A 26,156-nucleotide genomic window follows, 5' to 3' on the forward strand; every position below is an offset into this window, starting at 1 on the left:
TATGTTATCCAGTTTTGAGAGTACACTCTCAAAAAAAGAATAGACAAAATCCGGTGACAATAGCGAGGAGGCTCCACCTGTTCCCATCTCGAACACAGTAGTTAAGCTCCTTAGCGCCGATGATACTTGGCGGGCAGCTGCCTGGGAAAGTAGGACGTCGCCGGTTTAAGACTTCAGTTTTTACTGGAGTCTTTTTTTATTGCTGATTGCGGTATGTTCTTTCTCTGGCAGATGCTTTTATTAAGTCTGAATGGTAAATTGTTTTGTAAAAGCCTTATGAAATATGCTATAATATTATAGTTAAATGATAAAAAATATTTGAGGTAAGAGTATAAGTAAGGGAGGAAAGTACAATGACTTTTTTGAAGATTATTTTTATAGCATTGCTATGCTTTCCTATATTTTGCGTGTCTGTTTTACTTACATCTAAGCTGATGTTGGAGATCGTTAAAAAAAAATAGTTTAGGAGTTTTAAATGATGAAAAGGGGACTGTTTATATCAATTGAGGGACCAGATGGATCAGGAAAATCCACTCAGATTAGATTATTAAAAGAGTATTTAAGTAAAAATGGCAGACAGGCAATATTGACAAGAGAACCTGGCGGAACAATTATAAGTGAAAAAATCAGAGAAATTATCTTAGATAAAAAATATATTGAAATGGATCCAATGACAGAGGCACTCTTATATGCGGCTTCAAGGTGTCAACATGTAGCTGAAGTAATCAAGCCGGCATTAGAAGAAGGAAAAACAGTAATTTGTGACAGGTTTGTTGACTCAAGTATCGCTTATCAAGGGTATGGCAGGCAGCTGGGTGAGGCTGTAAGAATTATAAATGAATATGCAGTTGCAGGGTGTATGCCAGATATTACTTTTCTACTGAAGGTAGAACCTAGTGTAGGAAAAAAGCGTATCAGAGAAGAAGAACAGGACAGACTGGAAAAAGAAAAACTTGAATTTCACAATGCTGTATTTACAGGATATTTAGAACTTGAAAAATTATATAAAGATAGAATAATAGGGATAGATGCATCAAAAGGCATTGATGAAATCAGCAATGAGATAATACTACAAATACAGAACTTTATAGAAGGCTGAGTTGAGAGAAAATGGTTTTAGGGGAAATAGATAACAATAATAAACTTGTAGAAAGATTAAGATATTTATCTGCTTCAGAGAATCTATTTCATGCTTATGTGTTTGAAGGAGATTCTTGTGTAAATAAAGCTTTGTTGGCGGATTGTTTTATAAAGGCCATTCTCTGCGAGAATCATAGGGGCATGGATGTGAAGAGTGCGTTACCTGCAATAAAATAAATCATGGTAATCATGAAGATATCATATATGTTGAAGCAGATGGCAAGAGTATAAAGGATGAGGCGGTAGAAGAGCTTCAGACTAAAATAAAGAAGAAACCTTTTTTTGGGAATAGGAATATTGCGGTTATCAAGCACGCAGATACAATGACTATCCGGGCACAGAACCGTTTATTAAAAACGTTAGAAGAACCTCCTGAAGGGACAATTATCATTTTATTATCAGAGAATGTTGAAAATTTAGTTTCTACTATTTTGTCCAGATGTGTGGTATTCAGAGTAAATCCGTTTGAAACACCTGAGTATGGTGAGATTAAAGAACATGCACAGATGTTAGTCAGAATGTTATTAAATAAAGAGCCCTTTTATTCATTGAAAAGTAAATTGAGTGAGTTCGCTGACGACAGGGAAAATGCAATGAAACTGTTAGACTCTATGGAACTAATTTATAGAGATCTGTCAATAATAAATAATAAGGAAAGTAGAAATTATACAAAGGATTACATTTACAGGGCAGTTGTGTTGATTGAAGAAGCAAGAAGAGATTTACAGCGTGGAATTAACACAGGCTATGCCATGAGAAATTTAATCATAAAAATTGGAGGATAAATGATGGTAAAAGTAGCAGGAGTGCGTTTTAAAAGGGCAGGCAAAGTATATTACTTTGATCCGGATGATTTAGACGTAAAACAGGATACAAATGTAATAGTCGAAACTGCTCGGGGATGGAGTATGGGACTGTTACTTCAGATATAAAGAGTGTAAGTGAAAAAGAGATTGTAGCACCTCTGAAAAAAATTGTTCGTATAGCCAATGAACAGGATACAGAACAGCATAAGGAAAATTTAAAGAAAAAGGAAAAAGCAATTGCACTGTGCCAGGAAAAGGTAGACAAACATAAATTGGAAATGAAACTAATTGACGTGGAATATACTTTTGATAACAGTAAGATTATCTTTTATTTTACTGCAGATGGCCGGGTTGATTTCAGAGAATTGGTAAAGGATCTGGCTGGAGTATTTAAAATGAGGATAGAACTTCGGCAGATTGGAGTAAGAGATGAAGCTAAAATGGTGGGAGGCATAGGAAGCTGTGGAAGAGGCCTTTGCTGCCATACTTGGTTGCCTGAGTTTGAGCCAGTCTCCATTAAGATGGCAAAAGTTCAGAATCTGTCTTTAAATCCAACTAAGATTTCTGGAATTTGTGGAAGATTAATGTGTTGTCTGAAATATGAGAATGATGTTTATATGCAATTAAGAAAGGGAATGCCTGAAGTTGGAGAAAGAATAAAAACAGAGGATGGCATTGGAATTGTCTTCGATTCAAATATATTAGAAAACAAAATTAAAGTTCGTCTGGTTCTGGAGGAAAAAACGGAAGATAAGCCAGAAAAACTCAGTGTAGATTTTTATACTTACAAAAAAGAAGACATAAAGAGGCTGGAAAGTCATCGTAAGAAGGAAAGCAACAGGGATATCTTAGATGATCTGGATGAAGAACTATTAGATGAAATAAAGAACCTGCTGAAGGAGTAAATGTCTTGATGGAAGAAAACTTACTAATGCAGGGGGAGCGGATGGATGAAATTGGGTTTGGTAATTTGAAACTAATTCAAAAACCTGAAGAGTTTTGTTACGGTGTGGATGCGGTAATCCTTGCAGATTTTGCATCAAAAGCTGTTCAGAGAAACGGCAGCAGGTATAAAAGGGCTATGGATTTAGGCACGGGAACCGGGATTATACCACTCATATTGAGTCACAAGACTCTGCTGGAAGAAATTTATGCAGTAGAAGTGCAACCGGACTCATTTAACAGGGCATGTCGAAATATTCAATTGAATAAACTCCAAGGCAGAATTTCTATTATAAATGAAGATGTTTCAAAAATTGAAGTCAATTTGTCCGATTTAGAGGGATCTTTTGATCTGGTTACCGCCAACCCACCTTACATGATTGGAGGAGCCGGACTGATAAATGAAAACAAGGCGAAAAGAATCGCAAGGCATGAGACAACGGCTGATTTAGCTGCATTTATAAGAGCATCTGCAGTCCTGCTAAGAGAAAAAGGAGAGCTATTTATGGTTCACAGACCCAGTAGACTAGTGGATATTTGTGAAGCATGCCGCAAATATAAAATAGAACCAAAAGAATTAAGGTTCGTATCACCAAATAAAAATGCAAAACCTAATATTCTGTTAATCCACTGTGTTAAATCAGGAGGACCAGAATTAAAAATGCTTGACCCATTATATGTATATGAAGACAATGGAAATTCTTATACCGATGAATTAATGAAAATATATGAGAGATAATAAAAAATATTCTGCCTGCATAGATTAATGCTGCAGAATATTTTTTAATTTTATAGTTATACTAAATATATTGGTTTACATAAATTTACATATATACACAGAAGCAAGGACACTGACTATATATCCTATCATGCCAGCAGCAAAAGCATGTCGCATTTTTTTCACTGCAGTAACACCAAAATATAAAGCTAAGACATAAAAAATGGTTTCACATGTGCCAACCATTATAGCAGAACATTTACCAACAAAAGTATCCACTCCATTATCCGACATGATACGTTCCATGAGCACCAGAGATCCACTGCCAGAAACCGGACGTAAGAGTATTAGGGAAATAAGTTCTTTTGGTATATGTAAAACAGAAAATACTGGAGAAAAAATGGTCTCAAAAAATTTCATGGCACCTGAAGAAACTAATGCCTCAATTCCTATAAAAATAGCTATAATAAATGGCATTATTTCTACTGCAGATTTTAACCCATCTTTTGCTCCTTCAATAAAACAGTCGTAAATTGAAACATGTTTATATAATCCGTAGAGAATAACTAAGCTGATTATACCTGGAATAAAAGCATAGGAAATGGTACTTAACAATTGCGACATTTCTGGCCCTCCGTTTCTTAATCTTATGGTTTTGATTGCTTTCTCTCAAAATATTTGCATGCGATGACTGATGCAACCATTGAAATCAGGCCAACGATAATGGATGGTATAATGATAGAAGCGGAGTCCGTTGAACCCAATTGAGATCGTATTTTTATTACAGTAATAGGGACAAGCTGAATCATAGACATATTTAGTGCTAAAAACATACACATAGTATCACTGGCGGTATCACTATAATGATTTTCTATATCCAGCCTTTCCATGGCTTTTAATGAAAAGACAGTTGCACTGTTGCCAGCTCCAAATATGTTAGCCATAAAACTCATAAGCATAATTGCAATTGTTTCAGAGTTTCTTTCTTTTGGGAAAAGAAATTTGATGAGAGGCATGACTTTATGAGCTGCGGCATCAATAAGTCCAGATTTTTCAGCTATTTTCATGATTCCACACCATACGGCCATAATGCCTGATAAACCAATTACAAATTCAACAGCTTCGCTGCAGCTGTTTAAGAGACCATCTGTGAAGGCAGAAAGGTTATTGTTTATGATTGAAAAAAATACACCCACAAAAATCATTCCGGCCCATATGTAGTTCATCAATGTATATCACCCCAGTTATTATAATATTCAGTAATTGAAAATAAATGTTGAAATTTTACAAATTTGGGTAGATAATATACATACTGGAGTGGAGGTGAAAGCTTTGGAAATAACGTTGACCTTGAAGGATTTAGGGTTAATTTTAATAGGGGCTGGCATTATTGTATTGCTGGTATATTGCATAAGCTTTGTTAGAAGTTTAATAGTGACTGTCAGACATACCAATAAAATCCTGGAAGATACGCAGGTCATAACGGCTATAGCTGCTGCAAGGGCACAGGATGTTGATTTGGCAGTAGGAGATGTTGCGGAATCTGTGAGCAAAATTTCAGAGGCACTTAAAGGGAACCAAAGTACGATTGCGGCTTTATCCTCAATTGTGAATTCGTTAGTATCCCTGAAGAGTATCTTTACAAAGAAGGAAAAATAGGGGTTTTTAAATTAAAATTCTTACGTTGACATTGTATAACTTGAATGTTAAAATTAGGAAGTATAAAATGAGATGTAAAGAGAGAAGAGCTTTGCAGAGAGAGGAGGAGTGAAAAATGAAGGCTACGGGAATAGTTAGAAAAGTTGATGAGCTGGGGCGTATTGTGTTGCCAATTGAATTAAGAAGAACGCTCAATATTGAGATTAAGGATCCGATTGAAATCTTTGTTGAAGGGGAATATATTCTGTTAAAGAAGTATGAACCGGCCTGCGTTTTTTGTGGAAATGCAAAGAATGTTAAGCATATTAAGGACAAGAACATTTGTGAGGATTGTATCAAGAAAATTAAAGAATTGTAGTCACTAATTTTAACCGATTAAAATGGCATCTTATGATTATAATATAATTGTAAGATGCTTTTTTTACCACAAAATTGTAAGTGAATTTCACAAAACAAAAGCAAAATCTTACAGTTATGTTACAAATACCTTTTTTCTAACAAAGACCGGATTTTATGTGCTATTATCATATAAAGTAAATAATTAAATATATTTTGTATTGTATATTACTAAGAAGAAGGGGATTAAAATGAAGACAACTAAAACAATTGTGTGTGTTGGATTGATTTTTGTATTAATTGTTGTAACGTTACTGGTAGGATGCGGAGATAAGAATCGAAGCGGGTCTACTATTGATGAGCCCGAAATCACAGTGGAATATCTGGAAGGTGATTATGTAAAACAATTGTTGCGTGATGGAGCTGAGCATGTGTTTGGAAGCATTGAACTTTCTAAAGGTCAAGATGACTCAGTCTTAGTGAATATTGAGGCAAAAGAATATGTGGAAGACTCTGAACAGCCAAAGGGTTTTTACATTGAAGATAAAAATTATAGTTTATCCTCTGTGCTTGCCCCTGATGCAAGATGCACATTTATGACAGGAGGAGTAAGTCTGCCACAGATTATGACAACTGAACAATTTATAGACGCTTATAAAAAAGATGTGGATGAGTACAGTAAAAATAATCCCGATTATCAGAATCATAAATTATATGATATATATATTATGGGAGACCAGATTGAGCTTATTCTTGAAAGATATATCCCATAGTATATAAGCGATATTCAATTAGAGATATCTGAAATAAATTTTTATAGGGAAAATTGTAAAAAGGTGTGGCGGATGCTGCACCTTTTTGTATATAATATAATATTGGTGGGTGAGAGATGATTTAGAATTTATTTTGAAGATTAATGCTTACTTACTATTAAGTTTTGACACTATTTAAATAATAGAAATAAGGAGGAAATTAAATGCCGGTTCCAAATCCAATTGCATTTACAATTTTTAACATAGATATAAGGTGGTATGGAATTTTAATTGCTTTAGGCATTATTCTTGCCACATTACTGGTATATAAGAGGGCTCCCCAGCATGGGATAGAATCAGAGCGTTCTTTGGATTTTATTTTGATTTGTGTCCCTATAGGGATAATAGGTGCAAGATTATACTATGTTTTGTTTAACTGGGGATATTACGCAGGAGATTTCTTTAAGATTATTAATCTCAGAGCAGGAGGCTTAGCTATACATGGCGGACTAATATTTGGATTGCTGACTGCGGCAATACTATGTAAGATATGGAACTATAAGCCTCTTAATCTTTTAGATTTGGCTATGCCTGCTGTGGCTTTGGCCCAGGCTATAGGAAGATGGGGAAACTATTTTAATTCTGAAGCACATGGGGGGCCAACTAATCTGCCGTGGGGTATTCTTGTGAATGGACAAACTGTACATCCTACATTTCTGTATGAATCAATATGGTGTTTAATTATGTTTGGCATTCTCCTGATTATTGATAATAACATAAAATTTACAGGTCAGGTATTCTTATTATATGGTATACTATATTCTTTGGAGAGATTTTTTGTAGAATATTTAAGAACAGACAGCTTAATGCTATTTGGCGTAATCAAGCAGGCAATGCTTCTTAGCGCTATAGTATTTATAGTATGTATTGTGGCATATATTATTTTAGGCAGAAATTCTAAACGTGCAGGAAAAATATTTTATGGTGGCTACAGTAAATATACTGGAAAGTTCAAACAATAGATAAGGAGAATAAAATGAAATTAGGAATAGTTGGATTACCCAATGTAGGAAAAAGTACATTATTCAATGCTATAACCAAGGCTGGTGCAGAAGCAGCGAATTATCCTTTTTGTACCATAGAACCCAATGTAGGTGTTGTAGCAGTACCTGATGAGAGATTAAAGGTACTTACAGAAATGTATAATGCTAAAAAGACTGTTTATACATCCATTGAATTCTATGATATTGCAGGCCTTGTAAAAGGTGCATCTAAAGGAGAAGGGCTTGGAAACAAGTTCTTGGGACATATTCGTGAAGTTGCTGCAATAGTACATGTGGTAAGGTGTTTTGATGATCCCAATGTGGTTCATGTTGATGGTAAAATCAATCCGCTTTCTGATATTGAAACGATTAATATGGAGCTGATACTTTCCGATATGGAAGTAGTAGAAAGAAAAATCCAGAGAACCCAGAAAAATTTAAAGGGAGATAAATCTCTTCAAAGTGAATTAGATATGCTTCAAAAGGTTATGGATACTTTAGAAAAAGGTTTATCCGTAAGAACCATGGAAATGACAGAAGAAGAGGAAGACTATGTAAAATCACTGGATTTGCTTTCCTTTAAGCCTGTTATATATGCAGCAAACGTGTCAGAGCAGGAAATTGCAGATGGCAGTGAAAATGAGTATGTTAAACAGGTAAGAGAATTCGCGGAGACAGAGGGTTCAGAAGTTGTTGTTATCTGCGCAAAAGTTGAAGCAGAAATTTCTGAACTGGAAGAGGATGAGAAAGCTATGTTTCTGGAAGAATTGGGCATTAGTGAATCGGGCCTGGATAAACTTATAAAATCTTCATATCATTTACTTGACCTGATTTCATACCTGACAGCAGGTGAGCCTGAAGTGCGGGCGTGGACAATCAAAAGAGGTACAAAAGCGCCTGGAGCAGCAGGTAAAATTCATACGGATTTTGAAAGAGGATTTATCAGAGCAGAGACTATTGCATATGATAAATTGATAGATTGCGGTGGAAATCTTGCGACGGCTAAAGAGAAAGGTCTGATTCGTTCTGAAGGAAAAGAGTATGAAGTTAAAGATGGAGATGTCATTCATTTCTTATTTAATGTATAGATAAAATAAGAAAGATAAAAAAGTCGATTCTTTATCTGTGAAGGAGGATAAAAATGGAAGATATAAAAAAATTAAATAACTATTTTGACCATACCTTATTGAAAGCCGAGGCAACTGAAGCAGATATAAAAAAACTGTGTGCTCAAGCAAAAGAATATGATTTTTACTCTGTTTGCGTAAATGGATGCTATGTTCCACTTGCTGTAGAAGAATTAAAGGACACAGATGTGAAGGTTGCTGTTGTTGTTGGGTTCCCTTTGGGAGCTGTATCTACTGAAGTGAAAGCTTTTGAAACAGACTGGGTTTGTGGACAGGGAGCAAAAGAAGTGGACATGGTTATTAATGTGGGAGCTTTAAAAGAGGCAAGATATGAATATGTAAAAGATGATATCTGTGCAGTTGTTGCTCTGGCAGATGAGCATGACGCAATTGTGAAGGTGATTCTTGAAACATGTCTTCTTACAGATGAAGAGATAATCAAGGCTTGTGAACTGTCTATGGAGGCAGGGGCACAGTTCGTGAAAACTTCAACTGGATTTTCAACAGGTGGTGCAACGGAACAACATGTGGCGCTTATGAGAAAAACGGTTGGTAGTCGTGCTAAAGTGAAAGCGTCTGGTGCCATCAGGGATTTGGAAACAACTCTTAAAATGATTGAAGCCGGTGCAGACAGAATTGGTGCAAGCGCATCAGTAGCTATTATGAATGATTATTTAAAAAAATAAATTGTCTTAATATACGGGAAATTTCATTTTGCAAGCTTTTCAAGTTTTAAAAATTGTAGGATTCAGGAATTTTCCGTATTCAATTTAAAACGGAAAAAAGAGATTAATTTTACCCTAAAAACCTACTAAAACTATAGAATATATATGAAAAGGAATGATTAATATGTTAAATCAGTTCTCAAGAACTCAATTATTACTTGGACAAAATGTCATGGAGAAATTGAAGCAGGCAAATGTTGCAATCTTCGGAATAGGAGGGGTAGGTGGTTATACCGTAGAAGCATTGGCAAGAAGCGGGGTCGGTTCATTCCATTTAATTGATGATGATAAAGTATGCCTTACCAATCTTAACAGGCAGATTATTGCAACCACAAAAACTGTAGGTAAATATAAAGTTGATGTCATGAAAGAGAGAATATTGGATATTAATCCTGAAGCGGAGGTAAATGTGTACAAGTGTTTTTATCTGCCTGATACTTCTGATGAATTTGATTTTTCCCAGTATTCCTATGTAGTAGATGCTATCGACACCGTTGCAGCTAAAATCCTCATCATTATGAAGGCTAAGCAGGCGGGGATTCCGGTTATCAGCTGCATGGGAGCAGGAAATAAGCTGGATCCTTTCAAATTAAAAATTGATGATATTCATAAGACTTCTATGTGCCCATTGGCAAAAGTCATGCGACAGGAATTGAAAAAACGAAATGTGAAAAATGTGAAGGTTATATATTCCACAGAAAAGCCTGTTAAACCAGTGGAAGATGTGTCAAGCAGCTGCAGAATACATTGTATATGTCCACCTGGGACACAGCATAAATGTACAGAAAGAAGAAATATACCTGGCAGTGTATCTTTCGTACCATCGGTAGCTGGGTTAATGATAGCAGGAGAGGTAATAACAGATTTATCGGATATAAATAATATAAGGTAGTAGCTAGGTGCTTCATCTGGTTATAAGTATGACTTATAACCAGATGAAGTTTTTTCATATTTGCTCTTTCAGAACTAAGATTGGTATAATATAATAAGTTTAATATTATTTAGGAGAATGCTATGAAAATTAAAGAGATTTATGAGAAAAAACAGGTATTATCATTTGAGATATTTCCACCCAAAAGGGATATAGCCCTGCAAAATATAGATGAGACATTAGAGGTGTTGTGTTCCCTTAACCCTGATTTCATCAGTGTTACTTTTGGTGCAGGAGGAAGTTCAAATAATAATAGAACCATAGAACTGGCTAAGAGAATCAAAAAAGATTATCACATTGAACCTTTGGTTCATTTAACTTGTCTTACATACGGTAAAAATGAAATTGATGAATTTATTTATCAATTGAATGAAAACGGAATAGAAAATATTTTAGCCTTAAGAGGGGATAGAAACCCAGAACTTAAAGAAAAAGAAGAATTTTTGCATGCATCGGATTTAACAGGTTATTTAAAGAAAAAAACCAATGTATGCATTGCAGGGGCCTGTTATCCTGAGTGTCATCCTGAATCAGAAAATCGGATAGAAGATATCAAAAATCTGAGGACAAAGGTCTCTGCCGGGGCAGATTTCATGGTAACGCAGTTGTTTTTAGATAATAATCGGTTTTACTCTTTTTATGAAGATACTAGAATAGCTGGAATAGATATTCCAATTTCTGCGGGGATTATGCCTGTTATCAACAAAGCACAAATTGAAAAAATGATTTCATTATGCGGAGTATCTCTTCCGGAAAAGTTCCGAAGAATAATGAATAAGTATGAGCATAACAAGGAGGCTCTTTTTGATGCAGGTATGTCATATGCCATAGGCCAGGTCATTGATCTTCTGGCTAGTGAAGTAGATGGCATACACCTGTATACAATGAATAATCCTAAAGTGGCAAAAAAGTTATGCGATGGAATAAAGACATTTATTTAAATAGTTTACTGGGAATTAAGATAAGGGCGATAGTCTTATGAGAAAGACTATCGCCCTTGAATTTTGCTTTGAACAGTAGTTAGTCTGCAGACATTTGTTGAAAGTATCTTATTATTTTATTGATTTACTTTGCTGAATTTAAATTCCTCTGAGGCATCTGGAGCAAGTTGAGTTTGTTCCAAGAGCTATTGTATTTCCACAGTTAAAGTTGTTTGATGCAGATTCAACATCATTATTGGTGCCACAATGGCATTCCTGATCTAATTCCGCTTCTTCTTCTTCCTCTTCAACAGCACTTTCTGTACCTTCACAAGGGAATATGGCTTCACAGGCATTGATACATAAAAGAGCTTGCTTAATGACCTGAACATCCACAGTAGGTTCTACTACAACTGGTGTAGAGAGTACCAGGAATAAAGAATCCTCATCCGTATCGGATACTACTGTAAGAACAGGGTTAAGAAGACTCATATTAGCGCCAAAACTGAAGACGATTCTAGGTGACATGCCACCTGAAACGCAAGGAACACTGATTTTATCAACAGCAATATTGCTTACCGGGATATTAGCGCATATTGGAGAAGTTGAAAGTGTTCTGAATATTGCTCTGAAACAGCAAATGTTGCCGTTTGTATTGACAGTTCCTTCAATAACGAATTCAGCCTGGAATACCCAAGGCCCTACACAGGAAATCAAGAAGAATGCTTTAGTAGGTAGACCATTTTCTGCGCAAGGAGGTTTAATAATATTTGGCAGACTGGAGTTTAGCGTAGCTTCAAATGAACCATCTAAGTTGAACAAGCTATCAACTGGAAAGCCGTCAACCGTTACCTGATTAGGTGAAAGACCTGACGGATTGGCAAGATTAAAAGCTGTTACTCTTACGTGGCTTTTTAATACTTCAAATACTGCGTTTTCATCCAGCTGGCAAGTGGATGCCCCTAACACGTTATTACAGTTACAATTGCAATTACAACCAGTGTTTCCTACACAATTTTGTGTATCCTGATCCCAGGAGTGATCGTGATTGTGACAACGGCAACTAGTACCCAGTACTTCTTCACAAAGATTTTCAGCAGCAGGAGAAGTTAAAGGGGACAATAATAACTGAGTCTGAAATTTGGCTGGTGAAGTTGTCAGATTAAAAACTAATGGGCTAGCTGTACCCTGACCTTTTGAAAATACTTTATTTACATATACTAAATGGTTTCTTGACTGTGCAAAATTCAGGTCGTCAAGATCTATGGATGTGCCACAGATGCTTGCAAGACCGTTTGTGCATCCTGTATGACAAGAATGGTTTTTCATAATACATACCTCGCTATATTTAGTTTTATAGCAAAATTGAATTATATTTTGCTATGTATATTTCAAACAGACCAGTAACCCAGATTGCCATATTTCAATATATGAGAGTAATTTATGAATGGTTACATATATAGGAACTTCTATAGATAAATAACTTATATTAAAATATAAGGCTTGGACAATATATGGAGCAGAATGATAGTTACGCATACTAGATATTGTTACAATAACAAAATTCAAGCAATAATTATTTAATAATTTGTTAAGAAGTGGATGTATACAAGCAATTTTTGCATGTATTTTGTTGCGAAGTGGAGCGTAGTGGAGTATAGTGGAAGAAGCTATAAAATAGGGTGGAGAAGATTCTTTAAGTTGTAATTTGTAGGTGCGCATATGTTGATGGGAAAATACCAAAACTCAATAGATGCTAAGGGCAGAATGATAGTCCCTTCAAAATATCGGGAGGAATTGGGATACCGGTGTGTACTTACAAGAGGTATCGATAAGTGCCTGTATATTTATCCCATGCCTCAATGGGAAAAATTTATGGAAAAACTAGCAGCACTACCGACAACAGACCCGAATGCCAGAGCATTTGTTCGTCATTTTTATGCCAATGCGGTGGAATGTGATATAGACAAGCAAGGCAGGATGGGAATACCACAGGAACTTAGAGACTATGCAAATATTGAAAAGGAACTGGTAACTGTTGGATTATTAGACAAAATAGAAATATGGAGCAGAGAAGAATGGACAGAAGCTGAAACAATTGCTGAGCTCACTCCAAATGATTTTGCAGCAAAGATGGCTGAATATGGCATTTAATTAAGGAGGATGGAACATGGAATTTAAACATGTATCTGTTCTGTACGACGAATGCATGAGTGGTCTTAAAATCAGGCCTGATGGGATTTATGCAGATGGCACGCTGGGAGGCGGTGGACATGCTTCCGGAATATGCAGTCTGCTAAATACAGAAGGAACATTGATAGGAATTGATAAAGATCGGGATGCTTTGGATGCCGCAGAAAAACGGCTGCAGAAGTTTAATTGCAGAAAACAGTTCGTACAGGACAATTATTCAAACATTGAAGAGGTGTTGGACAGGCTTGGAGTTCCTGGGATAGATGGAGCATTACTGGATTTGGGTGTTTCTTCTTTCCAGCTTGACAATTTTGAGCGGGGATTTTCATATATGCAGACAGCCCCTTGGATATGAGAATGAACGCAGAGGATACCCTGACTGCGGAAGAAGTAGTGAATAGCTATTCACAGGAAGAACTCACAGAGATCATACGAAAATATGGTGAAGAAAGATGGGCTTCAAGAATTAGTGATTTTATAGTAAAGGCGAGAAAAAGTAAACCAATAAAAGATACTACAGAATTAGTGGATATTATTAAGGCCGCCATACCCGCCTCTGCAAGAAGAGACGGACCACATCCGGCTAAAAGAACCTTTCAGGCAATAAGGATTGAAGTGAATGACGAACTGGGACATCTTGAAAAAGCGGTGGAAGCATTTTGCAACGTCCTTAATCCTGGAGGAAGACTTTGTATTATAACTTTTCATTCCCTGGAAGACAGAATTGTTAAAGAGTATTTCAATCGTAGATTGAACCCTTGTACGTGTCCAAAGGAATTTCCAATCTGTACTTGTGGAAAAGTTACAGATGTAGTTAAAGTGACGGGGAAACCAATTGTTTCTACAAAAGAAGAACTGGAGGCTAACCCCAGAGCCAGAAGCGCAAAGCTTAGAATCATTGAGAAAAAGAGGTAAAGAAATATGATGCCTGCTGAACAGTGGTACGAATACCAGGATAGTTATAAAAAGTATGGTTTCGATATGAAGCCTAAAAAAGTACGTACAGTTAAACAGAAGAAGAAATCAAGTGTAACGTCCAAGGACCGGGTTGCTATGATATTTCTTACAATTGTTATTGGTGCTCTTTGTGTGTCAGTTATTATTACGACTGCGTATGCTGCAAGTATAAAATATAATATTAATGATATTATTAAGAAAAATGAAGTAATAACCGGGGAAATTGAAAACTTAACGGTACAATTAAACCAGGCAAATAATATTCAGGCTATAGAGTATAAAGCTACTACACAATTAGGGATGGTTAATCCCGATCCAAACGATTTTATATATGTTACACCGAAGGAAAAACCGGCTAAGGATTTTGCATTACTTCTGAAAGAAGAAGCATATAATTAGCTTAAATTGGAATAATAGTTTTTAATATTAAATATAATAAATTGAAATCTTTTAACTGCATATTGAATATAACCGGACAATTAAATTAACAAAAATTTTTGAGTCCGGTTTAGTTTTTATATGTGGCAAATACCACTTTGTGGTAATAATCAGATATGATGGTCAATGGGACCGGATGGAAGCTAGAAGAATATTGAAGAGGACTTAGGAAGGAATAAATGAATAATCCAACACCAAACAGCGTTAAAAAAAGAATAATAATAGGGTTTTTGATTATCTGTCTTACTACTGTGGGGCTATCTTTCAGAGTCGGCTGGGTTCAGATTGTTGATGGAGGAGAGCTTTCAAAAAAGGCAATAGAATCACAAACCAGAGACGTACCGATTCCGGCTAAAAGGGGAGCTATTTATGATAGAAATGGTAAAGAACTGGCTGTTAGTGCAGTTACCTTTTCAGTATGGGCCAGACCAGATAAAGTAAGATATGGCAGCAAAAAACATACCCCGGAAGAAAATATAGATAAAACTGCTGAGTTTCTGGCTCAGAAGCTCAATATGAAAAAGGCTGATGTAAAAGATATAATAAGTGAAAATAAGGCTTTAGTAAAAGTGGCTAAATATGTCCAGAAAAACGTAGCTGACACCATAAGGCAGGAGGATTACCTGGGGTTGAAATTGCAGAGGATGTTAAACGTTATTATCCTCTGGGCAGTTTCGCTTCGCAAGTTCTTGGAAGTGTAACGGATGATAATAACGGCCTTGCAGGCCTGGAACTTAAATATAATCAATATTTAAGCGGAGTTCCCGGCAGGTGGATAAAAAACACGGATGTAAATGGAAATGGTTTAGCTTATGGTATGGAAAAATATTATAAGGCAGAAGATGGTCTCAATCTGGTTCTTACCATAGATGAGGTTATACAGCACTATGTGGAAAAGGCACTGGATACCGTTCAAAAAAATACCATGGCTGATCGTGTGCTGTGTATTATGATGGACCCTAAAACAGGGGATATTTTAGCTATGGCTATGACTCCTGATTATGATCCCAATAATCCGAGAGTACCGACAGACCCGGAAAAAGCAGCTTATGTAGAAACATTATCCGACAGCGAGAAACTGGAATATTGGAATGCAATGTGGAGAAATCCAATGGTCAGCGACTCATACGAACCAGGTTCTACTTTTAAGCTTCTAACTACATCTATGGCGTTAGAGGAACAGCTTACAACATTGAATGAGCACTTTGTCTGCAAGGGGAAATATTCCATTGCAGGGACACCTTTAAAGTGCTGGCGTTGGTATAATCCCCATGGGGATGAAACTCTTGTTCAGGCAGTAGGTAACTCATGTAATCCGGTATTTGCTACCCTGGCTACAAGATTGGGAATTGAAAAGTATTATCAATACTTGGAGCTCTTTGGGATAAAAGATAAAACAGGAATTGATTATCCGGGAGAAGGCAATGCAATACTACAGAATAAAGAGACTGCAGGCCCAGTGGGAATTGCAACTATGGGATATGGTCAGGGAATTGCTGTAACACCAATCCAGTTGGTCACAGCAGTATCCTGTTTTGGTAATGATGGTAAACTAATGCAGCCGAGACTGGTAAAAGAGCTTACAGACAGTGATGGAAATGTTGTAGAAAAGTTTGATACGAAGGTAGTGAGACAGGTAGTCTCTAAAAAAACTGCTGAAGAAATGCGATTAATCATGGAAAGCGTAGTTTCAAAAGGCGGAGGCGGAACAGCAAAAATCCCTGGTTACAGAATAGGAGGGAAAACCGGTACTGCAAATAAAGCAAAGAATGGAGGCTATAGTCAGGAGACCTACTCATCATTCATTGGTATGGCGCCAATGGATGATCCAAAGGTTGCTATTCTGCTAATTGTAGATAACCCTAAAGGGGTAAAATTCGGAAGCCAGACTGCTGCTCCCGGTGTTAAACTGATTTTGGAGGATACCCTCAGATATTTAAATATACAGCCTTCTTACACACAGGAAGAAGCAGCAGAGATGAATAGTGGAAAAACTACGGTACCTGATTTAACTGGCAAAAATTTTGATGAGGCTATAGGTATTTTGGGAGGAGCGTCACTGACATATACTATATCACCTGCTTTGGGAGAAGGAGAAAATTTAGGAGAGGCCGCTGTAGTTGACCAGTATCCTAAGGCTGGCGAGAAGATAAGCGCAGGAGGAAGAGTATATTTATATAGGGAGTGATAATGGGTGACCATAGAAGTTTTCGGCATTACGGGAACTAACGGAAAAACCACAGTATCATACATGCTGAAAAGCATATTAGAAGAAGCCGGCAGAGAATGCGGCTTAATAGGAACCATAACCCACACCATAGGTCAGACAAAATATGATGCATTAAATACCACACCATCCAGGGAAGTTTTAGATAAATATTTTAATGAGCTGGAACAACAAAATATAGGAACCTGTATTATGGAAGTTTCTTCCCATGGCCTGGATCAGGGAAGGATTGATAATGTAGATATCCATTATTCAGGTTTCACTAATTTAACCCAGGATCATCTTGATTACCACATAACAATGGAAAATTATTTTAATGCCAAGACAAAATTATTTTATAAGACTCAAAAGGGAATGTGTATTAATGTTGATGACCCTTATGGTAAAAGGCTTTATGATAAAATGAAAGAAGAGCAGGCTGCAGGAGGAGTTCTAGCCCGTGATATAAAAATAAGTTCATTCTCTTTCAAAGAAGAGGATGCAGAATATTTCGGAAAGATAATAAAAACTCTATACATGGAATTGTACTTGAACCTTTTGAAGCTGGTGAATCATGGGGAGAAATTGAAATAGAACTGCCTGGCAGGACTACTGCATATAATGGACTTCTTGCACTGGCCATGGCAAGGTTAGCAGGAATTGAAAAAAAATCTGTCATAAAAGGCCTAAAAAAACTAAAGGGTGTTCCAGGTCGATTCCAGAAAGTCCAAAACAGTAAAAATATTGATGTAGTAATTGATTTTGCACATACTCCTGATGCACTTGAAAATCTTTTGAAGACTGCTGATGAATTGAAAACTGGAAGGCTCATATGTGTATTTGGATGCGGTGGCAACCGGGATAAGGAAAAAAGAGGAATTATGGGCAGAATCGCAGGCCAATACAGCGATTTTTGTATCATAACTTCGGATAACCCAAGGTTTGAAGAACCAGAATCCATAACAGCAGAAATTGAAAAAGGAATGTTACAGACAGATTGTGAATATCTGGTAGAGATTGACAGGCATGAGGCAATAAAAAAATCTATTGATATTTTTAAAAAAGGTGATTTAATTGTAATAGCAGGTAAAGGTCATGAAAAATACCAGCTTGTTAATGGTAAAAAGCTGCCGTTTGATGATTATATGGCAGTTAAAGATATAATCGATATGAGAGAGTGATAAGATGAAAAAACTAAGGATGAAAGAAATCTGCCAGGAACTGAATGGCAAATTCGTTTTAGGAAAAGAAGAAAGTTATATTCAGAGAGTATGTACAGATTCAAGAAACGCCAAGGAGGGGGATTTATTTTTCCCCCTTTTAGGCGAAACTCATGATGCGCATAAATTTATTCCCATGGCCATTGATCAGGGTTGCAGAGACTTTGTTGTTTCAGATCAGAAAGAAATAATGAATCACCCGCTTAAAGAACAGTTAACTGTAATTTTGGTGGAGGATACTACATGGGCATTACAAAGACTGGCGTCTTACTATCTTTCCACTTTTGATATAAAAAAGATAGGGGTCACAGGAAGTACAGGAAAAACCACAACAAAAGATATGCTGTACTATATCTGCAGTGAAAAATTTAAAACTGCAAGAAATGTAGGAAATTTTAATAACCACATCGGATTACCTCTTACTGTTTTGGGATTTGAAGAAGGGACAGAGGTTGGAATCCTGGAAATGGGTATGAGTGAGTTTGGAGAGATAAATTTGCTGGCTGACATTGTAAGACCAGACATCGGGATTATAACAAACATAGGAACTTCTCACATAGAAAATCTGGGAAGTAGGGAAGGTATACTTAAAGCAAAGCTGGAAATAACAAATTTCTTTCATGAGAATAATGTACTGGTAGTAAATGAAATAAATGATCTTCTCACCAGGGAAAACACAGAAGGTGTATATAAGAGACTATCCGTAGGCAATAATGGTAAAAGTGATTTTATTATTTCGGATATAACAGACAGGGGAGAAGAAGGGATTGCTTTTACGGTTGAGCACAATTTAGATACCCAGAGGTTTGAACTTACCATTCCAGGCAGACATAATGCTATAAATGGAACTCTGGCTGTAGCAGCGGCCATGGAACTAGGTATAACTATGGAAGAGGCTGCAAGAGGCCTTAAAAAAATGGAATTGACTGATAAAAGACTAAGTATAAAAGGTAAAAATGGTGTAAAAGTTATTGATGACACCTACAACGCCAGTCCTGATTCCATGAAAGCAGGTCTGGATGTTCTTATGTCAACGAAAGGCTTACGAAAAATTGCTATTTTGGCTGATATGCTGGAAATGGGCAAAGAAAGCCCTAGATATCATGGTGAAGTGGGAGAGTATGCAGCCAGTCAAAAGGTGGATCTGTTAATAGCTGTAGGGATAATGCAAAATATATAGCGGAATCAGCCAAAAAATACTAGGAGAAGAAAAAGTCTTATATTATAATGACAAAGAAGAATTAATGAGTGAAATAAGAACTATGATACAACTGGGGGATATTATCCTGGTTAAGGGTTCCAGGGGGATGGCTATGGATCAGGTAGTTAAGAAAATTATGGAATAGTTTTAGGAGTGGTTATGAGTTATTTACAAATTGGAATTTTAATTATAGTGGCATTTTTCATAAGTTTAGTACTTACCTATGTAGAAATACCCATTTTACAGAATTTAAAGGCAGGGCAGAACATCAGAGAAGAAGGTCCTAAATCTCATAAAGTTAAAGCGGGGACTCCTTCTATGGGCGGACTTGCAATAATAGCTGCAACTACTATAACCTGTCTGACCTCTGGAGGAATATCCAAAGATATGGGAGTAATTCTGGCAGCATTTATTCTCTTTGGATTATTAGGTTTTTTAGATGATTATTTGAAAGTAGCCAAAAAACAAAATCTGGGGTTAAGAGCATGGCAGAAGCTGGTACTTCAGATTATAATTTCAGCTGCAGTAGCTGCATATCAATCCAGTGTTTCTGTTTATGGAACTTCAGTATATATACCATTTATAGACCAGCATTGGAACTTTGGAATCTGGTATATACCTTTTGTGGCTTTTGTAGTGGTGGCAATGGTAAACAGTGTAAATCTTACGGATGGACTGGATGGCCTGGCATCAGGGGTCACTACTCTGGTAGCTTTGTTCTTTGCTATTATTGCTGTAGATTTTGGCATGAATGCCGGAGGAATCTTTAATTCGGCTTTAGCGGGTGGATGCATGGGATTTTTGATGTTTAACAAAAATCCGGCCAAGGTTTTTATGGGAGATACAGGGTCTCTGGCTTTAGGAGGCGGATTAGCCGCAGCAGCAATCATTATGAATATGGAATTGATGCTTCCCATTGCAGGATTATTATTTGTTATTGAGGCGCTTTCTGTGATGATACAGGTAGTAAGTTTTAAAACTACAGGAAAAAGAGTTTTTAAAATGGCACCACTGCACCATCATTTTGAGCTATGTGGTTTGAAGGAAACACAAGTTGTGGCATTATTCTGGGCATTTACACTGATTTGTTGTGTAATTGGATTATTAATTCTGTAGAGGTGAAATAATGAAAAATGATATAGAAAATAAAAAAGTTTTAATTGTAGGAATGGGAAAATCAGGAGTTGCAGCCACGCAGGCTCTTCTGCGTCTTGGGGCAAAAGTTTATGTCCAGGATTCAAAATCTGTTTCAGATATGGAGCCTCAGTTAGTTAATTTTTACTCAGCCGAGATGTGAAATGTTATTTTGGTGAGGAGCCATCATGCATTGATGAAATTGATATGATGGTGTTAAGTCCAGGAGTTCCAACGGAACTGGGTTTTGTAAGAAAAGCTGTGGAAAAAGGTGTTGAAGTAATAGGTGAATTAGAAATAGCTTACAGAGTAGGAAATGGAAATTATGTAGCCATTACTGGAACAAATGGAAAAACTACCACCACCACACTGGTCGGAGAGATCTTTAAAAACTCAAAGAGAAAGACTTATGTAGTGGGTAATATTGGTGTTGCGGTTATATCAATGGCTATCAGTGCAGAATTAGATTCATGGCTTATAACTGAAACAAGCAGTTTTCAGCTGGAGACGATTAAATATTTTAAACCTAAGATTTCTGCTATTCTAAATCTGACGCCAGACCATTTAAACAGGCATCACACTATGGAAAATTATGCAGCAGCAAAAGCTAAGGTTTTCCAAAACCAGGATGAAGAGGGATATTATATTGCTAATTATGATGATCCTGCCAGCTTTGCTTTGAGCAAGGAGTGTAAAAGAGCCAGAGTAGTTCCTTTCAGTGTGAAACAAAAGCTTTCATATGGGGCGTTTATTGCAGACGGACATATAGTAATTATTAATGATGCTGGAGATCTGATAACCCTGTGCAGGGCAGATGAACTGCAAATTCCGGGGACTCATAATCTGGAGAATGCCCTTGCAGCAGCAGCAATTTCTTATTTTGCAGGAATTGACCCGGCTGTTATTACAGAGACTCTAAGGAATTTTCAGGGAGTAGAGCACAGACTTGAATACTGCGGACAGGTAGATGGGGTAAAATTTGTAAACGACTCCAAAGGAACCAATCCTGATGCATCCATGAAGGCCATTGATGCTATGAAAAACAATATTATCTTAATTGCTGGAGGATATGATAAAGGCTCTGATTTTACAGAATTTATAAAGGCCTTCCATGGAAGAGTAAAGCATATGGTGCTACTGGGAAAAACTGCTCCCATAATTAAGGAGCAGGCTGAAGCTGTAGGATTTACCAGCATAACCATGGCCAAAAATATGGAGGAATGTGTAGGGTCAGCATTTAAACTTGCAGTACCTGGAGATACCGTATTGCTGTCTCCTGCATGTGCAAGCTGGGATATGTATACTTGCTTTGAACAGAGGGGTGAACATTTTAAAAATTGTGTTCATGGTCTGGAAAAATAATTTACTGAGGTTGGAAATGTAAATGGCAAAAATAAAAAGAAGAATGAAATCTGGAGACTTTGTTCTGGTACTGATTACTCTGGCACTTGTGATTTTTGGAATAATCATGGTGTTTAGTGCCAGTTATTATACTTCAATAAATACAAGCGGCAATCCTTATTCCTATCTGGTTAAGGATACTGTATGGGCTATGCTTGGGCTTGGTGCCATGCTGATTACCGCATCTGTTGATTACAGGTTCTACGCTAAAATTGCAAAGCCTGTAATGATTATAAGTATTATACTTTTATTACTGCTTTTCACTCCACTGGGGATAGAATTAAACTATGCAAAAAGGTGGCTTGGAGTCGGAGGTATAACCATCATGCCCGGAGAGCTGGCAAAACCGGCAGCTATCGTATTTACTTCGTGGTTTTTAAGTAAAAATCCTAAAATAATAAAATCACTGACAAAGGGAGTTGCACCATTGTTTGTGCTATGCGGAATTTATGGGGGCCTAATCATTCTACAGCCTAATTTGTCTACGGCAATTACTGTCTGCATCATCATCATAGGCATAATGTTTGCAGCAGGTCTTAACTATGTTTATCTGGGTGGACTGATAGGAGTAGGTGCTTTTGGCATATGCGCATTGATTATTACTAATCCTGAAAGTCACTGGATGAAACGTCTTACAAGTTTTATGGACCCTTTTGCAGATCCGTTAAATACTGGATATCAAGTTGTCCAATCCTTATTGGCACTGGGATCCGGAGGCCTGTTTGGATTGGGCCTGGGTAAAAGTATACAGAAAAACCTGTATTTACCGGAACCACAGAATGATTTTATTTTTGCAATAATAGGGGAAGAACTGGGATATATCGGATGCCTTATTTTGATTGTTGCCTATATCATTCTCGTGTGGAGAGGAATCCATATAGCCATTAATGCAGCAGATTTATTTGGAACGCTGCTTGCAGCAGGAATATCTATAATGATTGGGGTCCAGGTCATATTAAACATTGCTGTTGTTACTTCTTCGATGCCACCTACAGGTGTTACCCTTCCCTTTGTCAGCTATGGAGGAAATGCATTAATGATTTTCATGGCTTCAATAGGAGTATTGCTGAACATATCACGGCATACGGCTGCAGTAGAATAAGAAAACTGATAATATGTCATTTGAAGAGAGGTAGTAAGTTATGAAAGTTATTATGACAGGCGGAGGAACCGGAGGTCATATTTACCCGGCTATAGCCATAGCAGAAAAGATCAGAGAAAAGAATCCTGAAGCAGAAATACTTTTTGTGGGCACAAAAAGAGGACTGGAAAAGGATTTAGTACCACAGAATGGGTATCCGATTAAATTTATAACAGTCAGTGGATTTAACAGAAGAAATATGCTGAAAAATGTAAAGGTTGTAAAAGATCTTCTAAAGGGTAACAAAGAAGCAAAAAAAATTATTAAGGATTTTAATCCAGATATAGTAATAGGCACTGGAGGCTATGTATGCGGACCAGTGGTAAGAGCAGCTCATAAACTGGGAATAAAAACATTTATACATGAACAGAATGCTTTTCCGGGAATGACCAATAAAATGCTTGAAAAATACGTTGACCATGTATTTATCAGTTTTACAGACGCAGAAAAGTATTTCAAAAATAAGGATAAACTCGTATTGTCTGGAAACCCTGTGAGACAGGCATTCTTTAATGCAGATAAAATGAATTCTAGAAGTTTTATAGGTGAAAGTGAAAATAACTTTGTTATTTTGTGCTTTGGAGGAAGTCAGGGCGCTGGGAAGATAAACGATGTCATGCTGGAAGTAGCAGAAAGTTTAAGTGGAGTCAAAGATATTTCATTATACTTTGTAACAGGTAATGCATATTATGACAATATAACAAAAACCATGAATGACAAGGGCCTGACAAGTGGGGGCAATATACACATAAAAAAATATATAAATAACATGCAGGATTATTTAAGTGCTGCAGATCTGGTTATAAGCAGGTCTGGTGCATTGACTGTTTCTGAAATAACCGTATGTGGGAAAGCCTCTGTTTTAATTCCTTCACCAAACGTTACAGGGAATCATCAGTTTCACAATGCCAAGGCTGTGGCAGATAAGGGCGGAGCAGTAATTATTGAGGAAAAAGATTTAACTGCAGAATCTCTTCTGAAGGTTATTTCAAATTTCAAATCAAATCCAGAAAAACTAAAGGATATGGAACTGGCTAGTCTGAAGACTGCACCCAGTGATGCAACTAAAATTATTTATGATCATCTAGGAATATAAGAAACTAAATTGTAACAAAACTGACACCTTTTCATATTATATATTAATAATAGTGGAGGTGTATCTGTTTTGGAATCATATCATATACGGGGCGGCAACAAGATTAGTGGTGAATACAGTGTAAAAGGAGCTAAAAATGCAGCACTGCCGATTTTGGCGGCCACCATATTGAGTGGGGCTGAATGTCAACTTTCCAATATTCCGCAAATAACTGATGTTTGTAGCATGAAAAAAATATTAAATGAATTGGGATGTAAGATAGACACAGGCGACGAGACTATAACCGTGGATTCAAGGGAGCTGGTGGCTGACACCATTTCCTTGAAGCGGATGCGAGAAATGAGGTCATCCGTTTTTTTGTTGGGTGCGTTGCTTGGCAGGTGCGGGAGCGCAGTAATCAGTCAGCCCGGGGGCTGTAATATAGGCAGCAGGCCAATCGATTTGCATTTATACGCATTAAGAAAGTTAGGGGTCGAAATAACAGAAGAGGATGATGTGATTACCTGCAAAGCAAATAAACTTAGAGGTGCAGTAATTGATTTGTCCTTTCCCAGCGTAGGGGCCACTGAAAATGCAATCATGGCAGCAGTAACCGCTGAGGGCCATACAGAATTGAATAATTGTGCCATGGAACCTGAAATATGTGACCTGCAGGATTTTTTAAATTCCTGTGGTGCTGATATTAATGGCGCAGGAACAAAAACCATACATATTAACGGCTGTTCCTCCTTACATGGAGGAAATCACCGAATTATACCAGACAGAATAGAATGTGGAACCTATCTGGTTGCAGCAGCAGCTACTGGGGGAGAAATTACAATAAATAACGTTAAAAGCCAGCATCTGAAAAGTATTTTGGAAAAGCTTATAGAAACAGGTTGCGAAGTAGGGGTAAAAAGAGATAAAATATATCTTAAAGCGTGTAGCAAGCTAAATGCTTTAGACCGTATTATTACGGGACCTTACCCAGAGTTTCCTACTGATTTACAGTCACCATTTTTAACGATGTTAACTTTGGCTGAAGGTAAGAGTTATGTTGAAGAAACCATTTTTGAAAACCGCTTTGCTTTTACCAATGAACTGAGGAAGATGGGGGCAGATATACAGGTTGAAAACAATCGTGCTTTTGTAACTGGTGTAGGAACGTTGCAGGGCTGCAGAGTAGCAGCAACGGATTTAAGAGGAGGGGCTTCACTGGCAATCGCAGGGCTTATGGCTCAGGGCGAGACTATTATAGAAGGTGTAGAACACATAGAGAGAGGATATGCAGATTTTTCCCAGACACTAAAAAGTCTGGGTGCAGATATTAGGAAAACGAATGACTGATAAACTTAGAAAGAAGAAAAAACGAAAGAAAAAGAACTATCTCCTAAGGTTATTAGTAATAATAGCTATAGGAGTTGGTTTGTATTTTTTGATTACCTCAGAATTGTTTGATATTGATTCAGTAAAGATAAAAAACAATAATTACTATACTGTTGAGCAGGTAAAGGACAAATCTGGGATAAAAATCGGAGAAAATATTTTTAAACTAAAGAAGAATGAAATCAAGGACAAGCTGCTGAAGGACCCTTATTTTGCAAACGTTATCATAAAAAGAAAACTCCCAGCAACTGTAGTGGTGGAAGTGACAGAAAGAACCGAAAAGGCTGCAGTTATTTATAATGGGGCGTATATTATAATTGATTCGGATGGGATGGTACTTAGAAAAGCAAGTGCGGAACCTAAGATTACTGTTATACAGGGACTTACAGTTAAAAAAGCAAAGGAGGGGAAACCTCTTGAGGTAGAAGAAAATTCCATATTGGCAGATACACTGAGGATGCTGAAATCTATGGAAAGTTCGGACTTGTTCTTTAAAAAAATAGATATTTCGAATGTAATAATCAAAGCACACATTTATGATGAGCTCATTTGTGAGGGTACTCCTGAGAATTTATCACAGAACATCAAAAATGGAAATCTTGAAACTGCACTTTATGAAATGTATAGTAAAGGCATAAAAAGAGGAATTATAAAAGTGGGAACTGATAATTATTGTTCTTTTGATCCAAATGTTGAGTAGGAGAG

Annotated in this window: 28 protein-coding genes, 1 rRNA gene and 3 pseudogenes; 29 read left to right on the top strand and 3 right to left on the bottom strand. The window is 36.9% G+C overall.

The window, feature by feature from the left end; all coding sequences use genetic code 11:
• Positions 1-49 precede the first annotated feature (49 nt).
• From rrf to Ami3637_RS12045, 6 genes and pseudogenes are all read left to right on the top strand, one after another.
• Positions 50-166 (top strand): 5S ribosomal RNA (rrf, locus tag Ami3637_RS12020).
• Between the two features lie 309 nt (positions 167-475).
• Entirely contained in the window at positions 476-1,099 is a 624-nt protein-coding gene (gene tmk, locus Ami3637_RS12025) for a dTMP kinase (protein ID WP_330586626.1), read from the top strand.
• An 11-nt stretch (positions 1,100-1,110) separates the two neighbouring features.
• Complete coding sequence (locus tag Ami3637_RS17970; protein WP_162362795.1) at positions 1,111-1,317, top strand: hypothetical protein; 207 nt, start codon at positions 1,111-1,113, stop codon at positions 1,315-1,317.
• Between the two features lie 23 nt (positions 1,318-1,340).
• Entirely contained in the window at positions 1,341-1,925 is a 585-nt protein-coding gene (locus tag Ami3637_RS12035) for a hypothetical protein (RefSeq protein ID WP_279286698.1), read from the top strand.
• Positions 1,926-1,928: 3 nt separating this feature from the next.
• Positions 1,929-2,851 (top strand): annotated as a pseudogene (locus Ami3637_RS12040) (PSP1 domain-containing protein).
• 41 nt (positions 2,852-2,892) lie between these two features.
• Complete coding sequence (locus Ami3637_RS12045; protein ID WP_243158006.1) at positions 2,893-3,627, top strand: tRNA1(Val) (adenine(37)-N6)-methyltransferase; 735 nt, start codon at positions 2,893-2,895, stop codon at positions 3,625-3,627.
• Between the two features lie 75 nt (positions 3,628-3,702).
• Here the strand turns inward: Ami3637_RS12045 and Ami3637_RS12050 are convergent, their stop codons facing one another.
• Together Ami3637_RS12050 and Ami3637_RS12055 are read right to left on the bottom strand one after the other, a co-directional pair.
• On the bottom strand, positions 3,703-4,230 hold the full coding sequence (locus Ami3637_RS12050) for a spore maturation protein (RefSeq protein ID WP_162362796.1): 528 nt from the start codon (positions 4,228-4,230) through the stop codon (positions 3,703-3,705).
• 23 nt (positions 4,231-4,253) lie between these two features.
• Positions 4,254-4,832 (bottom strand): nucleoside recognition domain-containing protein, encoded by a 579-nt coding sequence (locus Ami3637_RS12055; RefSeq protein WP_243158178.1) that lies wholly within the window; start codon positions 4,830-4,832, stop codon positions 4,254-4,256.
• A gap of 106 nt (positions 4,833-4,938) precedes the next feature.
• Between Ami3637_RS12055 and Ami3637_RS12060 the strand changes: the two genes are divergently transcribed.
• The 8 genes from Ami3637_RS12060 to metF all read left to right on the top strand — a co-directional run bounded on the left by Ami3637_RS12060 (position 4,939) and on the right by metF (position 11,120).
• A complete protein-coding gene (locus Ami3637_RS12060; protein WP_162362798.1) occupies positions 4,939-5,265 on the top strand; it encodes a hypothetical protein in 327 nt (108 codons plus the stop codon).
• A gap of 115 nt (positions 5,266-5,380) precedes the next feature.
• Positions 5,381-5,623 (top strand): AbrB/MazE/SpoVT family DNA-binding domain-containing protein, encoded by a 243-nt coding sequence (locus Ami3637_RS12065; protein WP_162362799.1) that lies wholly within the window; start codon positions 5,381-5,383, stop codon positions 5,621-5,623.
• Positions 5,624-5,852: 229 nt separating this feature from the next.
• Positions 5,853-6,374 carry a hypothetical protein gene (locus tag Ami3637_RS12070; RefSeq protein WP_162362800.1) on the top strand — a complete coding sequence of 174 codons (522 nt, stop codon included), beginning with the start codon at positions 5,853-5,855 and terminating at the stop codon, positions 6,372-6,374.
• Positions 6,375-6,577: 203 nt separating this feature from the next.
• On the top strand, positions 6,578-7,375 hold the full coding sequence (gene lgt, locus Ami3637_RS12075) for a prolipoprotein diacylglyceryl transferase (RefSeq protein ID WP_162362801.1): 798 nt from the start codon (positions 6,578-6,580) through the stop codon (positions 7,373-7,375).
• A gap of 14 nt (positions 7,376-7,389) precedes the next feature.
• Positions 7,390-8,484, top strand: a complete 1,095-nt coding sequence (gene ychF, locus Ami3637_RS12080) for a redox-regulated ATPase YchF (protein ID WP_162362802.1) — start codon at positions 7,390-7,392, stop codon at positions 8,482-8,484.
• A 53-nt stretch (positions 8,485-8,537) separates the two neighbouring features.
• Positions 8,538-9,209, top strand: a complete 672-nt coding sequence (deoC, locus tag Ami3637_RS12085; RefSeq protein ID WP_162362803.1) for a deoxyribose-phosphate aldolase — start codon at positions 8,538-8,540, stop codon at positions 9,207-9,209.
• A 154-nt stretch (positions 9,210-9,363) separates the two neighbouring features.
• Positions 9,364-10,140 (top strand): tRNA threonylcarbamoyladenosine dehydratase, encoded by a 777-nt coding sequence (locus Ami3637_RS12090; protein WP_330586627.1) that lies wholly within the window; start codon positions 9,364-9,366, stop codon positions 10,138-10,140.
• Positions 10,141-10,262: 122 nt separating this feature from the next.
• Complete coding sequence (gene metF / locus Ami3637_RS12095; RefSeq protein ID WP_162362804.1) at positions 10,263-11,120, top strand: methylenetetrahydrofolate reductase [NAD(P)H]; 858 nt, start codon at positions 10,263-10,265, stop codon at positions 11,118-11,120.
• Positions 11,121-11,258: 138 nt separating this feature from the next.
• On the opposite strand, the gene Ami3637_RS12100 is transcribed toward metF, so the two are convergent.
• Positions 11,259-12,428, bottom strand: a complete 1,170-nt coding sequence (locus Ami3637_RS12100) for a hypothetical protein (protein WP_162362805.1) — start codon at positions 12,426-12,428, stop codon at positions 11,259-11,261.
• Positions 12,429-12,821: 393 nt separating this feature from the next.
• Here Ami3637_RS12100 and mraZ point away from each other — a divergent pair, with 393 nt between their 5' ends.
• The 15 genes and pseudogenes from mraZ to Ami3637_RS12175 all read left to right on the top strand — a co-directional run bounded on the left by mraZ (position 12,822) and on the right by Ami3637_RS12175 (position 26,151).
• Complete coding sequence (mraZ, locus tag Ami3637_RS12105) at positions 12,822-13,253, top strand: division/cell wall cluster transcriptional repressor MraZ (protein ID WP_162362806.1); 432 nt, start codon at positions 12,822-12,824, stop codon at positions 13,251-13,253.
• A 16-nt stretch (positions 13,254-13,269) separates the two neighbouring features.
• A pseudogene (rsmH, locus tag Ami3637_RS18980) lies at positions 13,270-14,207 on the top strand (16S rRNA (cytosine(1402)-N(4))-methyltransferase RsmH).
• A 6-nt stretch (positions 14,208-14,213) separates the two neighbouring features.
• Positions 14,214-14,648, top strand: a complete 435-nt coding sequence (locus Ami3637_RS12115) for a cell division protein FtsL (protein WP_162362807.1) — start codon at positions 14,214-14,216, stop codon at positions 14,646-14,648.
• A 218-nt stretch (positions 14,649-14,866) separates the two neighbouring features.
• Positions 14,867-15,429 (top strand): annotated as a pseudogene (locus tag Ami3637_RS12120) (stage V sporulation protein D); the annotation flags it as partial.
• Between the two features lie 75 nt (positions 15,430-15,504).
• Positions 15,505-16,875, top strand: a complete 1,371-nt coding sequence (locus Ami3637_RS12130) for a penicillin-binding transpeptidase domain-containing protein (protein ID WP_162362809.1) — start codon at positions 15,505-15,507, stop codon at positions 16,873-16,875.
• 6 nt (positions 16,876-16,881) lie between these two features.
• Positions 16,882-17,487: a Mur ligase family protein gene (locus Ami3637_RS12135; RefSeq protein WP_162362810.1), complete on the top strand. Its 606-nt coding sequence runs from the start codon at positions 16,882-16,884 to the stop codon at positions 17,485-17,487.
• 47 nt (positions 17,488-17,534) lie between these two features.
• Positions 17,535-18,074: a Mur ligase family protein gene (locus tag Ami3637_RS12140; protein ID WP_162362811.1), complete on the top strand. Its 540-nt coding sequence runs from the start codon at positions 17,535-17,537 to the stop codon at positions 18,072-18,074.
• Positions 18,075-18,078: 4 nt separating this feature from the next.
• Positions 18,079-19,293, top strand: coding sequence for a UDP-N-acetylmuramoyl-tripeptide--D-alanyl-D-alanine ligase (locus Ami3637_RS12145; protein WP_162362812.1), 1,215 nt, complete (start codon positions 18,079-18,081; stop codon positions 19,291-19,293).
• A 180-nt stretch (positions 19,294-19,473) separates the two neighbouring features.
• Entirely contained in the window at positions 19,474-20,430 is a 957-nt protein-coding gene (gene mraY / locus Ami3637_RS12150; RefSeq protein ID WP_162362813.1) for a phospho-N-acetylmuramoyl-pentapeptide-transferase, read from the top strand.
• A 10-nt stretch (positions 20,431-20,440) separates the two neighbouring features.
• Entirely contained in the window at positions 20,441-20,611 is a 171-nt protein-coding gene (locus Ami3637_RS17115; protein ID WP_202931051.1) for an NAD(P)-dependent oxidoreductase, read from the top strand.
• On the top strand, positions 20,608-21,810 hold the full coding sequence (gene murD, locus Ami3637_RS12155; protein WP_202931052.1) for a UDP-N-acetylmuramoyl-L-alanine--D-glutamate ligase: 1,203 nt from the start codon (positions 20,608-20,610) through the stop codon (positions 21,808-21,810). The genes Ami3637_RS17115 and murD overlap by 4 nt, the downstream gene beginning before the upstream one ends.
• 22 nt (positions 21,811-21,832) lie before the next feature.
• A complete protein-coding gene (ftsW, locus tag Ami3637_RS12160; protein WP_162362814.1) occupies positions 21,833-22,951 on the top strand; it encodes a putative lipid II flippase FtsW in 1,119 nt (372 codons plus the stop codon).
• Positions 22,952-22,991: 40 nt separating this feature from the next.
• The gene (murG, locus tag Ami3637_RS12165; protein WP_162362815.1) at positions 22,992-24,086 is read left to right on the top strand and encodes an undecaprenyldiphospho-muramoylpentapeptide beta-N-acetylglucosaminyltransferase; all 1,095 of its coding nucleotides are present in this window, start codon (positions 22,992-22,994) and stop codon (positions 24,084-24,086) included.
• Between the two features lie 69 nt (positions 24,087-24,155).
• Positions 24,156-25,412: a UDP-N-acetylglucosamine 1-carboxyvinyltransferase gene (gene murA / locus Ami3637_RS12170; RefSeq protein WP_162362816.1), complete on the top strand. Its 1,257-nt coding sequence runs from the start codon at positions 24,156-24,158 to the stop codon at positions 25,410-25,412.
• Positions 25,405-26,151: a cell division protein FtsQ/DivIB gene (locus Ami3637_RS12175; protein WP_162362817.1), complete on the top strand. Its 747-nt coding sequence runs from the start codon at positions 25,405-25,407 to the stop codon at positions 26,149-26,151. The genes murA and Ami3637_RS12175 overlap by 8 nt, the downstream gene beginning before the upstream one ends.
• Positions 26,152-26,156: the final 5 nt, after the last annotated feature.

Source organism: Aminipila terrae, assembly GCF_010120715.1.
Lineage (GTDB): Bacteria > Bacillota > Clostridia > Peptostreptococcales > Anaerovoracaceae > Aminipila > Aminipila terrae.

What these genes read in the sequence shown, in the direction of transcription:
- Ami3637_RS12070 (WP_162362800.1), top strand. Translation starts at nt 5,853, where the DNA reads ATGAAGACAACTAAAACAATTGTGTGTGTTGGATTGATTTTTGTATTA.
- Ami3637_RS12145 (WP_162362812.1), top strand. Translation starts at nt 18,079, where the DNA reads ATGAAAAAACTAAGGATGAAAGAAATCTGCCAGGAACTGAATGGCAAA.
- Ami3637_RS17115 (WP_202931051.1), top strand. Translation starts at nt 20,441, where the DNA reads ATGAAAAATGATATAGAAAATAAAAAAGTTTTAATTGTAGGAATGGGA.
- lgt (WP_162362801.1), top strand. Translation starts at nt 6,578, where the DNA reads ATGCCGGTTCCAAATCCAATTGCATTTACAATTTTTAACATAGATATA.
- ftsW (WP_162362814.1), top strand. Translation starts at nt 21,833, where the DNA reads ATGGCAAAAATAAAAAGAAGAATGAAATCTGGAGACTTTGTTCTGGTA.
- ychF (WP_162362802.1), top strand. Translation starts at nt 7,390, where the DNA reads ATGAAATTAGGAATAGTTGGATTACCCAATGTAGGAAAAAGTACATTA.
- mraY (WP_162362813.1), top strand. Translation starts at nt 19,474, where the DNA reads ATGAGTTATTTACAAATTGGAATTTTAATTATAGTGGCATTTTTCATA.
- deoC (WP_162362803.1), top strand. Translation starts at nt 8,538, where the DNA reads ATGGAAGATATAAAAAAATTAAATAACTATTTTGACCATACCTTATTG.
- metF (WP_162362804.1), top strand. Translation starts at nt 10,263, where the DNA reads ATGAAAATTAAAGAGATTTATGAGAAAAAACAGGTATTATCATTTGAG.
- Ami3637_RS12090 (WP_330586627.1), top strand. Translation starts at nt 9,364, where the DNA reads ATGATTAATATGTTAAATCAGTTCTCAAGAACTCAATTATTACTTGGA.
- Ami3637_RS12175 (WP_162362817.1), top strand. Translation starts at nt 25,405, where the DNA reads ATGACTGATAAACTTAGAAAGAAGAAAAAACGAAAGAAAAAGAACTAT.
- Ami3637_RS12100 (WP_162362805.1), bottom strand. Translation starts at nt 12,428, where the DNA reads ATGAAAAACCATTCTTGTCATACAGGATGCACAAACGGTCTTGCAAGC.
- Ami3637_RS12130 (WP_162362809.1), top strand. Translation starts at nt 15,505, where the DNA reads ATGGAAAAATATTATAAGGCAGAAGATGGTCTCAATCTGGTTCTTACC.
- tmk (WP_330586626.1), top strand. Translation starts at nt 476, where the DNA reads ATGATGAAAAGGGGACTGTTTATATCAATTGAGGGACCAGATGGATCA.
- mraZ (WP_162362806.1), top strand. Translation starts at nt 12,822, where the DNA reads ATGTTGATGGGAAAATACCAAAACTCAATAGATGCTAAGGGCAGAATG.
- Ami3637_RS12115 (WP_162362807.1), top strand. Translation starts at nt 14,214, where the DNA reads ATGATGCCTGCTGAACAGTGGTACGAATACCAGGATAGTTATAAAAAG.
- Ami3637_RS12045 (WP_243158006.1), top strand. Translation starts at nt 2,893, where the DNA reads ATGGATGAAATTGGGTTTGGTAATTTGAAACTAATTCAAAAACCTGAA.
- Ami3637_RS12055 (WP_243158178.1), bottom strand. Translation starts at nt 4,832, where the DNA reads ATGAACTACATATGGGCCGGAATGATTTTTGTGGGTGTATTTTTTTCA.
- murG (WP_162362815.1), top strand. Translation starts at nt 22,992, where the DNA reads ATGAAAGTTATTATGACAGGCGGAGGAACCGGAGGTCATATTTACCCG.
- Ami3637_RS17970 (WP_162362795.1), top strand. Translation starts at nt 1,111, where the DNA reads ATGGTTTTAGGGGAAATAGATAACAATAATAAACTTGTAGAAAGATTA.
- Ami3637_RS12140 (WP_162362811.1), top strand. Translation starts at nt 17,535, where the DNA reads ATGGCAAGGTTAGCAGGAATTGAAAAAAAATCTGTCATAAAAGGCCTA.
- Ami3637_RS12050 (WP_162362796.1), bottom strand. Translation starts at nt 4,230, where the DNA reads ATGTCGCAATTGTTAAGTACCATTTCCTATGCTTTTATTCCAGGTATA.
- Ami3637_RS12065 (WP_162362799.1), top strand. Translation starts at nt 5,381, where the DNA reads ATGAAGGCTACGGGAATAGTTAGAAAAGTTGATGAGCTGGGGCGTATT.